General features: G+C 44.9%; 13 protein-coding genes. 11 read left to right on the forward strand and 2 right to left on the reverse strand.

Features of this window, described 5'->3' with window-relative positions; genetic code table 11:
* Together L1D37_RS23705 and L1D37_RS23710 are read left to right on the forward strand one after the other, a co-directional pair.
* A partial coding sequence (locus L1D37_RS23705) for an integrase core domain-containing protein (protein ID WP_239849334.1) occupies window positions 1-419 on the forward strand: 419 nt, incomplete at its 5' end.
* A 223-nt stretch (window positions 420-642) separates the two neighbouring features.
* Window positions 643-1,608, forward strand: coding sequence for an isoaspartyl peptidase/L-asparaginase (locus tag L1D37_RS23710; RefSeq protein ID WP_239849335.1), 966 nt, complete (start codon window positions 643-645; stop codon window positions 1,606-1,608).
* Between the two features lie 147 nt (window positions 1,609-1,755).
* On the opposite strand, the gene L1D37_RS23715 is transcribed toward L1D37_RS23710, so the two are convergent.
* Together L1D37_RS23715 and L1D37_RS23720 are read right to left on the reverse strand one after the other, a co-directional pair.
* Window positions 1,756-1,983, reverse strand: coding sequence for a SlyX family protein (locus tag L1D37_RS23715; RefSeq protein WP_017632115.1), 228 nt, complete (start codon window positions 1,981-1,983; stop codon window positions 1,756-1,758).
* A 5-nt stretch (window positions 1,984-1,988) separates the two neighbouring features.
* Window positions 1,989-2,966: a hypothetical protein gene (locus L1D37_RS23720; protein WP_176680929.1), complete on the reverse strand. Its 978-nt coding sequence runs from the start codon at window positions 2,964-2,966 to the stop codon at window positions 1,989-1,991.
* 131 nt (window positions 2,967-3,097) lie between these two features.
* On the opposite strand from L1D37_RS23720, the gene fkpA reads away from it, so the two are divergent.
* The 9 genes from fkpA to L1D37_RS23765 form a co-directional block, all read left to right on the forward strand.
* Window positions 3,098-3,874 (forward strand): FKBP-type peptidyl-prolyl cis-trans isomerase, encoded by a 777-nt coding sequence (gene fkpA / locus L1D37_RS23725; protein WP_017632116.1) that lies wholly within the window; start codon window positions 3,098-3,100, stop codon window positions 3,872-3,874.
* Between the two features lie 205 nt (window positions 3,875-4,079).
* The gene (locus L1D37_RS23730; RefSeq protein WP_004729851.1) at window positions 4,080-4,805 is read left to right on the forward strand and encodes a transcriptional regulator; all 726 of its coding nucleotides are present in this window, start codon (window positions 4,080-4,082) and stop codon (window positions 4,803-4,805) included.
* On the forward strand, window positions 4,799-5,188 hold the full coding sequence (gene tusD / locus L1D37_RS23735) for a sulfurtransferase complex subunit TusD (RefSeq protein WP_239849336.1): 390 nt from the start codon (window positions 4,799-4,801) through the stop codon (window positions 5,186-5,188). The genes L1D37_RS23730 and tusD overlap by 7 nt, the downstream gene beginning before the upstream one ends.
* Entirely contained in the window at window positions 5,185-5,541 is a 357-nt protein-coding gene (gene tusC, locus L1D37_RS23740; protein ID WP_239849337.1) for a sulfurtransferase complex subunit TusC, read from the forward strand. The genes tusD and tusC overlap by 4 nt, the downstream gene beginning before the upstream one ends.
* Window positions 5,542-5,549: 8 nt before the next feature.
* The gene (gene tusB / locus L1D37_RS23745; protein ID WP_239849338.1) at window positions 5,550-5,825 is read left to right on the forward strand and encodes a sulfurtransferase complex subunit TusB; all 276 of its coding nucleotides are present in this window, start codon (window positions 5,550-5,552) and stop codon (window positions 5,823-5,825) included.
* A gap of 182 nt (window positions 5,826-6,007) precedes the next feature.
* Window positions 6,008-6,382: a 30S ribosomal protein S12 gene (gene rpsL / locus L1D37_RS23750; protein WP_004737194.1), complete on the forward strand. Its 375-nt coding sequence runs from the start codon at window positions 6,008-6,010 to the stop codon at window positions 6,380-6,382.
* 108 nt (window positions 6,383-6,490) lie between these two features.
* Window positions 6,491-6,961 carry a 30S ribosomal protein S7 gene (gene rpsG, locus L1D37_RS23755; protein ID WP_004737195.1) on the forward strand — a complete coding sequence of 157 codons (471 nt, stop codon included), beginning with the start codon at window positions 6,491-6,493 and terminating at the stop codon, window positions 6,959-6,961.
* Window positions 6,962-7,127: 166 nt separating this feature from the next.
* Window positions 7,128-9,224 carry an elongation factor G gene (gene fusA, locus L1D37_RS23760; RefSeq protein WP_239849339.1) on the forward strand — a complete coding sequence of 699 codons (2,097 nt, stop codon included), beginning with the start codon at window positions 7,128-7,130 and terminating at the stop codon, window positions 9,222-9,224.
* 146 nt (window positions 9,225-9,370) lie between these two features.
* Window positions 9,371-9,732 (forward strand): GTP-binding protein (locus tag L1D37_RS23765; RefSeq protein WP_239849340.1); only part of this gene is annotated, 362 nt, incomplete at its 3' end.

Consider the following 9,732-nt stretch of genomic DNA (forward strand, 5'->3'; position numbering starts at 1 on the left):
CTTATCTCAGTTTAGTGACGGACGCTTATTCAAGAAAAATCGTGGGCTATCACATAGGTGATGATATGAAAGCTCGCACGGTCAAGCAGGCCTTTTTAAACGCGTTGAAAGAGCGGAAGAATACAGGTGAGCTTGTTCATCACTCAGATCGAGGTGTTCAGTACTGCTCTGTTGAATACCAAGAGTTGCATCGACAGTATGATGTATCTTACTCAATGACTGATGGCTATGACTGTTATCAAAATGCGTTGGCAGAGAGGATCAACGGAATATTGAAGATGGAGTATCTGTTGAATAAACCGAATGATTTAGATGAAGCAAAGAAAATGGTCGCCGAATCAGTAAAAATCTATAATGAATATAGGCCTCACACTGCTCTAAAATACAAAACGCCCGATGAAATACATCGAGCGTTTTAGTCAATCAAGTGTCAACCCATATCAGGACGGTACATAGCGCTGAGCTTTTTGCGCTGGCTTTTAATCTACCGAACCAAGTGTCTGCAAATCTAAGTGTCCGCAAATCTAAGTGTCCGCAAATCTAAGCATTCGTAAAAAGTTTGGTTTTTGCTATCAGACATCGAACCGTGGATGTGATATTGATAGGCACAACATTATAAGACGACATCTGTGGAGAGTTCGCATGTCACAACCTTTTTCAATTGCCATTCATGGTGGTGCGGGAACCATCTTGCGAGAGCAAATGAGCGATGAATTAAAAACGGGTATTACTGAAGCTTTAGAGAAATCGGTTCTGGCTGGTTATCAAGTGCTGCAATCGGGCGGTGATGCTCTGGATGCGGTAGTGGCATCCGTTAAGGTGATGGAAGACAGTCCTCATTTCAATGCCGGTAAAGGTTCGGTTCTGACTCATGATGAGTTTGTTGAGATGGATGCGTCTGTGATGCACGGCCGTGAAATGGATGCGGGTGCGATTGCTGGTGTCCGTCATATCAAAAACCCGATTGAACTCGCGCTTGATGTGATGTTGAAAAGCGACCACGTACTACTGATTGGCGAAGGCGCAGAGAAGTTTGCCTTTGAACATGAGTACACCTTCACTGAGCAAGATTACTTCTTTACCGAGCGTCGCTACGACCAGCTTCAATCAATGAAAGAGAAAGGTATCTTTGCCTTGTCGGAAGCGAAATACGACGAGCAACATGCTGAGAGATACCCAGACGACAAAAAGTACGGCACGGTTGGCGCGGTGGCGTTAGACCAAGCGGGTAACTTGGCGGCTGCGACAAGCACTGGCGGTGTGACTAATAAGAAGTATGGCCGTGTCGGTGATTCTCCAATTATTGGCGCAGGTACCATTGCCGAGAATGGTAACGTTGCGGTTTCCACTACCGGAATGGGTGAGTTCTTCTTAAGAAAGATGGTTGCCAGTGATGTAGCGGCACGAATGCGTTATCTCAAAGAAGATGTGCATACCGCTTGTGAACACATTATCCAAGGTGAGTTGAAAACCATGGGTGGCGAAGGTGGCTTGATAGCGATTGATGGCCGAGGTGATATCCACTTCGGCATGAACAGTTCAGGGATGTATCGTGCAAGTGTTGATACTGACGGGCGTGTCGAAGTGAAGATTTACGCCGATGACTAAAGCTTTGGTGGTTTGGTTCTAAATAGCAGACATAAAGAAAGAGCGACAGAGAATATCTGTCGCTCTTTCTTTTTATTCGTCATCAACAAGCATTTTGATAGCTAACACATTCAATGGTTAGCGGGCTTTGGTTGATTTGAAACGCGTTTAGTAGTGCGGCGGTGGCGTTTCTTCTGATGCGTCAGCCAAGTTTGAACCATCAATGTTCTTCACTTTACCCACGACATACTTCATTTGGTCTTTCATCTTAGTGATCAACATCTGTTGCTGGCTAAGCGCTTCATTGAGTTCTTCAATGGTCTGTTCTTGGAAAGCTAGCTGACATTCTAAGTCATTCACGCGGCTTTCTAGTTGTTCAACTCGCTTTTCTGTCATCGTTCTTAATCCACATTCCAAGCTTGGGCTATGCCCGCAGAGGTGCCCGATATCACACGGTTCTTATCATCAAAGGCTGCATCATACACTACCGCACGGGGAGGGCGAGCATCTTTTAATGGCTCAGCATCGTGACGAGAAATTCGTTTTCCGTCTTGAGTATTCCACACGCTGACTTGGCTCGACGGTGTACCCGTCACTAACATGCTGCCATCATCAGAAAAACGTGCGCTAGAGAAGATCAGTTGTCGCGACCAACTCTGCAACTGTGCTTGAGGTTCGCCAGTTTCAAGATCCCAAATCATCGCTTGGTTACCGCCATCAGAGGTAAAAGCCAGTTCACCATCGCGCTGTAGCGCAACTCGTACTACTCTTTGTTCATGCTCAAAGGTACGTAATACCAAGCCTGACTCGGTATCCCACAGGTAGGCTTTATAGTCGTTGCCACCTGATAATGCGTAGCGACCATTGGAAGAAAGGGAAACAGAATTAACTTTTTCTCGGTGAGCAAGGAACTCAAGACGGCGTCCGGTGACTAAGTCCACATAGATCGCTTTGCCATTAGACAGGCCAAGCAATACTTTTTCACCATTGCTAGAGATATCGACATCACGAATTAAGCCATCGGAGATAGACCATAGCCCTTCAGCTTGTGTCCAAGATAGGTCCCAAACGGCGAAGTTCATCTGGCTTGCGGTAATGGCAAAGCGGCCATTGTCCGAGATACGGATACGCGATACTTGGTTTTCTAATTGATCTTGTGGGCCGAGTTGAGCTAACTCTTTGTTTTCGGCAAGGTCCCAAAGCAACAGTTGTTTTTGCTGAGAGTAGAGCAGGGCGAAGCGTCCATCTCTGCTAAGGGCAAAGCTGGTGGCACCATTGGGTTCAATTTCCCAACGCTGCTCATCATCTTGGAAGAAAAAACATCCATTTAACAAGGTGATGACAATTGTACATAGCAATGAGTGGAAAAATATTCGCATCACATCTAATAATCCGGTTTGTGTCGAAAGACATATGACTAGTATATTGTTATAACTAACGTATTCACACCAATCTAATCATTAGATTTGTGCACAATAACCAATGGCTTGGCCATTAATTGGAGAATTCAATGAAATCAGTTTTAAAAGTATCACTGCTTGCCGCAACGGTTATGCTAGCAGTTGGTTGTCAGAAAGAAGAACCAAAGGCAGAAGCTCCACAGGTTGAAGAAGTTAAAGTTGAAGCAGTAAACTTTAAAACAGAAGACGACAAAGCGGCATACGCAATTGGCGTATCTTTCGCTAACTACCTAAGCACAAGCATTGATAAGCCAAGCGAGCTAGGCATTAACCTAGACAAAGATATGGTTCTTCAAGGTATCGAAGACGTATTCGCAGAGAAAACTGCACTGAACGAAGAAGAAACTCGTGCAGCTCTTGAAGCTCTAGACAAGCGTGTTGCTGAAACTATGCAAGCACAAGCAGCAGAGAAATCAGCTGAAACTAAGAAAGCAGGTGATGACTTCCGCGCTGAGTTCGCAAAGACTGAAGGCGTAGAGCAAACTGAATCTGGCCTACTTTACCAAGTAATGACAGCTGGTGAAGGCGCTTCTCCAAAAGACACTGATACTGTTCAAGTACACTATAAAGGTACGCTAACAGACGGTACTCAGTTCGACAGCTCTTACGACCGTGGCGAACCAGCAACATTCCCACTTAACCGCGTAATTCCAGGCTGGACTGAAGGTGTACAACTAATGAAAGTTGGTTCTAAGTACAAATTCGTAATCCCGCCAGAGCTAGCATACGGTGAGCAAGACACACCGACTATCCCAGCTAACTCAACGCTAGTATTCGAAGTTGAACTACTAAAAATTGATAACGCTGAAGCAGCTCCTGCACAGTAATATCGATTAAAAACTTCGTACTAAAATACGTAGATTGAATAAAAAGCCTAACTTTGAGTTAGGCTTTTTTTATGATTTGAGGCTGAGTATTTGATTTTTAAACTTGTTCTAAATCACTAGTTGCAATGTTAGCTAGGTGTGCAATTAAAATTTTCTGATAAACTTACATAAATTTGTTGATTTTTCACACGAAGGTAAGGAATAAGTGACTACTACAGAAACAGTCAATGCAGATGTGTTACTTGAAATGGAATCAGTCCACGTTATGCCATTCAGTGAACACGATAAAATCATTCTAAGATCTTATGAGGCCGTTGTTGACGGTATTGCGAGTCTTATTGGTCCGTTTTGTGAAATCGTTTTGCACTCATTAGAAGACCTCAATACTTCTGCGATTAAAATTGCCAACGGCGAGAATACAGGTCGTCAGGTTGGTTCGCCGATCACCGATCTTGCATTGAAGATGCTTAAAGATATTGAAGGTTCTAAGCGTAACTTCTCACGTTCATATTTCACTCGCGCTAAAGGCGGTGTGTTGATGAAGTCGATCACGGTTGCTATCCGCAATGGTGAAGACCGAGTGATTGGCCTGCTGTGTATTAACGTCAACCTAGACGCGCCATTCTCACAAGTGCTGCAATCTTTCATGCCTACGCAAGACGCAGACGAAGCCGCATCATCGGTTAACTTCGCAAGCGATGTTGAAGAGCTTGTCGACCAAACGGTTGAGCGCACCATTGAAGAGATCAATGCCGATAAGTCAGTATCGAACAATACTAAGAACCGTCAGATCGTGATGGAGCTATACGATAAAGGTATTTTCGACATCAAAGACGCGATTAACCGTGTTGCTGAACGCTTGAATATCTCTAAGCACACCGTGTACCTATACATCCGCCAACGTAAAACAGAGGATGAAGAGGGTTGTTAAGCTATACACTCTTAGTCAATGGACCTGTCTACGGTTCACAGTCAGCAAGAAGTGCTTACCAGTTTGCCGTGGCTCTGATTAAACAGGGCCACAAACTTCACAGTGTATTCTTCTATCAAGATGGCGTCAGTAATGGCTCCGACTTCACCGTACCTGCTAACGATGAATTCGATTTAGCTTCTGCTTGGCAAAAGCTAGCGGATGAGCACGATGTTAGCTTGGAAACGTGTGTAGCCGCCGCGTTAAGACGTGGTGTGGTTAGCTCAGACGAAGCAGAGCAACACCAACTAAGCGCATCTAACTTAGCGTCAGGGTTTACTCAGGCCGGGTTAGGGAGCTTATCGGAAGCGCTACTCACGCAAGATAGGGTGGTACAGTTTTGAGAAAATTAGCCTTTATATTTAATAGTTTTCCTCATACTACCGCTGCAGGTAGAGAAGGGTTAGACGCATTACTTGCCGCTTCTGCTTACAGTGAAGATATCGCCGTGTTCTTTGTTGGCGATGGTGTGACACAGCTTCTCAAAGCTCAGCAACCCGACCAAGTCCAATCACGCGACTACATCTCAGCATTCAAGCTTATGGACCTGTACGATATCGAACAGGTGTATGTGTGTCAGCGTAGCCTGAGTCAGTTTGGTCTTTCGACAGATAACCTGTTGATTGATGCAACCGCCGTTGAAGCCGATGAGTTAACGCAGAAGTTAGCTCAGTGCCAACAGATACTGACTTTCTAGGGGACGCTATGCTTCATATCGTAAAATCAGTCGACAAACTTAAACTCGCATTAACCTACTCTCAGCCGCAGGATCAGTTCCTTTTGGTCGAAGATGCAGTGTACGTTTGCCTTCCAAATCATGAGTTTTTCACTCAAATCAGTGCAGTTGAGCGAGTGTCGGTCTTAAAACCGGATCTTGCTGCTCGAGGTCTCCAAGAACTTGCCTCCGATGTCGTCCCGCAAGTGGACTTCGACGGGTTCGTTAAACTGACAGTTTTAAACGCCAAATCAGTCACTTGGTAGCTGTGTTTTATCAGTTTGGTTAAAAGCAGACCATCCTGAGCTCTAGACGGCTAAAAAAGATCTGTATATTTCTTGACACACCTCCCACTGCTGAATAGAATTTTGCGTCCCTAATTACGACTTGTGATTAGGGATAGATTTTTCACAAAGCTTACTTTCAAGTAAATTTCAGGAGCTAGTTAATGGCAACTATTAACCAGTTGGTTCGCAAGCCTCGTGTAAAGCAAGTTGTTAAAAGCAACGTGCCTGCACTAGAAGCGTGCCCACAAAAACGTGGTGTATGTACTCGTGTTTACACTACTACACCTAAAAAACCTAACTCGGCACTACGTAAAGTATGTCGTGTACGTCTAACTAACGGTTTCGAAGTAACTTCGTACATCGGCGGTGAAGGCCACAACCTACAAGAGCACAGTGTTGTACTAATCCGTGGCGGTCGTGTAAAAGACCTTCCGGGTGTTCGTTACCACACTGTTCGCGGCGCACTTGACTGTGCTGGCGTTAACGACCGTAAACAAGGTCGTTCTAAGTACGGTGTGAAACGTCCTAAGTCTTAATGCATTTTCTTTTTTTTAAAAGAAAGCGTTAAGTAAGGCCAAACACTATTTTATTTATTATTCTGAAAAGTTTTGGAAAAAACCTGAAGAAGACAACGGAGAATATCCATGCCACGTCGTCGCGTAATAGGTCAGCGTAAGATCCTTCCAGATCCTAAGTTCAAATCTGAATTGCTGGCAAAATTCGTTAACATCCTTATGGTTGACGGAAAGAAATCTACTGCAGAAAAAATTGTTTACACTGCACTAGATGCAATGGCTGAGAAGTCTGGTAAAGACCACTTAGCTGTATTTGAAGAAGCTCTTGAAAATGTTCGCCCAGCGGTAGAAGTTAAATCTCGCCGTGTAGGTGGTTCAACTTACCAAGTACCTGTAGAAGTTCGTCCGGTTCGCCGTAACGCTCTTGCTATGCGTTGGGTAGTTGAAGCTGCGCGTAAGCGTGGTGAAAAATCTATGGCTCAACGCCTAGCTGCTGAAATGCTAGACGCGTCTGAGAACAAAGGTACTGCGGTTAAGAAACGTGAAGACGTTCACCGCATGGCTGACGCAAACAAAGCGTTCGCACATTACCGTTGGTAATACCTTTTTAGTGCTGCAAGGTTCCTTGCAGCACTTCTTTAGTTCCTATGCTTATGCTAGGAACTATTGCTATTTCTAGGGCATGCACTTTTTAGCGAAGTATCGCTTTTAACGCACAATCTAGGCATAGCAATAGTCCCTAAGTCTCTAATAAGAGGATTCAACCGTGGCTCGTAAAACTCCTATAGAGCAATACCGTAATATCGGTATCGTTGCTCACGTAGATGCAGGTAAAACAACCACAAGTGAACGTATTCTGTTCTATACCGGTCTTTCTCACAAAATCGGCGAAGTTCACGATGGTGCAGCAACCATGGACTGGATGGAGCAAGAGCAAGAGCGCGGTATTACGATCACTTCAGCAGCAACTACTACGTTTTGGCGTGGTATGGAAGCTCAGTACTCAGACCACCGTATCAACATCATCGACACTCCTGGACACGTTGACTTCACTATCGAAGTTGAACGTTCTCTACGTGTACTTGATGGTGCAGTCGTTGTGTTCTGTGGCTCATCTGGTGTTGAACCTCAATCAGAGACAGTATGGCGTCAAGCTGATAAGTACCAAGTTCCACGTATGGTTTTCGTTAACAAAATGGACCGTACAGGCGCAGATTTCTTGCGCGTAGTTGAACAGATCAAGGATCGCCTAGGCGCAACTCCTGTTCCAATTCAACTGAACATTGGTGCTGAAGAAAACTTCCAAGGTGTTGTCGATCTTATCAAGATGAAGGCAATCAACTGGAACGAAGCTGACCAAGGCATGACTTTCACGTACGAAGATATTCCTGCAGACATGCAAGAAATGGCTGAAGAATATCGTACAGAACTTGTTGAAGCTGCTGCAGAAGCAAATGAAGAGCTGATGGATAAGTACCTTGAAGAAGGTGAACTAACAGAAGCTGAAATCAAACAAGGTCTTCGTACTCGTACCCTTAACAATGAAATCGTACTAGCAACCTGTGGTAGTGCATTCAAAAACAAAGGCGTACAAGCTGTTCTAGATGCAGTAGTTGATTTCCTTCCTTCTCCAGTCGATGTACCTGCAATTAAAGGTATCGATGAAGAGGAGAACGAAGCAGAGCGTCACGCGGACGACAAAGAACCGTTCTCAGCGCTAGCATTTAAGATCGCAACAGACCCATTTGTTGGTACTCTAACCTTCATCCGTGTTTACTCTGGTGTTGTAGAAAGCGGTAAAACGGCTTACAACTCTGTGAAGAAACAACGTGAGCGTTTAGGTCGCATTGTTCAAATGCACTCAAACAAACGTGAAGAAGTAAAAGAAGTACGAGCAGGTGACATCGCAGCCATCATTGGCCTGAAAGATGTAACCACTGGTGAAACGCTATGTGACCAGAACCATAAGATTGTTCTTGAGCGCATGGAGTTCCCAGACCCAGTTATTCAGATCGTTGTAGAGCCAAGCTCTCAAGCTGATCAAGATAAAATGACTATCGCTCTAGGTAAACTAGCAGCGGAAGACCCATCGTTCCGCGTTGATATGGATGCGGAAACAGGCCAGACACTGATTTCTGGTATGGGTGAACTACACTTAGATATCATCGTTGACCGTATGAAGCGCGAATTTAGCGTGAACTGCAACGTTGGTAACCCGCAAGTGGCTTACCGTGAAACGATTCGTGGTACAGCGAAAGCGGAAGGTAAATTTATCCGTGAACATGGTGGTAAAGGTCAGTACGGCCACGTATGGCTGAAACTGGAACCATCAGAAGCAGGCGAAGGCTTTGTCTTCGTGGATGAAATTGCCAATGGTATCGTACCAAAAGAGTTTATCGCTTCAGTTGCTAAAGGCGTTGAAGAGCAGATGAACAATGGTGTGCTTGCTGGCTATCCAGTTCTGGATATCAAAGCTACACTATATGATGGTTCTTACCATGAAACAGATTCAAGTGAGATGGCGTTTACAATCGCTGCCTCTATGGCTTTCAGAGCGGGTGCACTTGAAGCGCAACCAGTTCTGCTTGAGCCTATGATGAAAGTTGAAGTAACTACTCCAGAAGACTGGATGGGTGACGTTGTTGGCGATATTAACCGTCGTCGCGGCATCATCGAAGGTATGGACGAGGGGACAGCTGGCCTGAAGATAATTCGTGCACAAGTTCCGTTGTCTGTCATGTTCGGTTACGCAACTGATTTACGTTCTGCGACACAAGGTCGTGCTTCTTACTCTATGGAGTTTAGTGAGTACGCTGAAGTGCCTAACAATGTTGCAAAAGCAATCATTGCAGAGCGTGGTTAAAAAAAGGAAGGCATTTTTTTTCATTTTTTGAAAGAACAATGCGTCCAAATATTGCGCTAACGAGAGTTGGCGCATAAAATAGCAATTTCTGGCGCGTCTCGCTCAATAATGAACGTGGCGAATCATAACTAGGAAGGAACACGATTGTGTCTAAAGAAAAATTTGAACGTACGAAACCGCACGTAAACGTTGGTACTATCGGCCACGTTGACCACGGTAAAACAACTCTAACWGCTGCTATCTGTACTACWCTTGCAAAAGTRTACGGCGGTGTTGCTAAAGATTTCGCATCTATCGATAACGCTCCAGAAGAGCGYGAGCGYGGTATCACAATCGCAACTTCTCACGTTGAGTACGAYACTCCAGCACGTCACTACGCACACGTAGACTGTCCAGGACACGCGGATTATGTTAAAAACATGATCACTGGTGCTGCACAAATGGACGGCGGTATCCTAGTTGTTGCTGCGACTGACGGCCCTATGCCTCAAACTCGTGAGCACATCCT

The sequence above is a fragment of the Vibrio sp. Isolate33 genome (assembly GCF_022397895.1).
In the GTDB taxonomy this organism is placed as follows: domain Bacteria; phylum Pseudomonadota; class Gammaproteobacteria; order Enterobacterales; family Vibrionaceae; genus Vibrio; species Vibrio pomeroyi.

Bases quoted from the DNA above. Each gene is read 5' to 3' on its own strand.
- tusB (WP_239849338.1), top strand. From the start codon at position 5,550: ATGCTTCATATCGTAAAATCAGTCGACAAACTTAAACTCGCATTAACC.
- L1D37_RS23715 (WP_017632115.1), bottom strand. From the start codon at position 1,983: ATGACAGAAAAGCGAGTTGAACAACTAGAAAGCCGCGTGAATGACTTA.
- L1D37_RS23710 (WP_239849335.1), top strand. From the start codon at position 643: ATGTCACAACCTTTTTCAATTGCCATTCATGGTGGTGCGGGAACCATC.
- fkpA (WP_017632116.1), top strand. From the start codon at position 3,098: ATGAAATCAGTTTTAAAAGTATCACTGCTTGCCGCAACGGTTATGCTA.
- rpsL (WP_004737194.1), top strand. From the start codon at position 6,008: ATGGCAACTATTAACCAGTTGGTTCGCAAGCCTCGTGTAAAGCAAGTT.
- rpsG (WP_004737195.1), top strand. From the start codon at position 6,491: ATGCCACGTCGTCGCGTAATAGGTCAGCGTAAGATCCTTCCAGATCCT.
- L1D37_RS23720 (WP_176680929.1), bottom strand. From the start codon at position 2,966: ATGCGAATATTTTTCCACTCATTGCTATGTACAATTGTCATCACCTTG.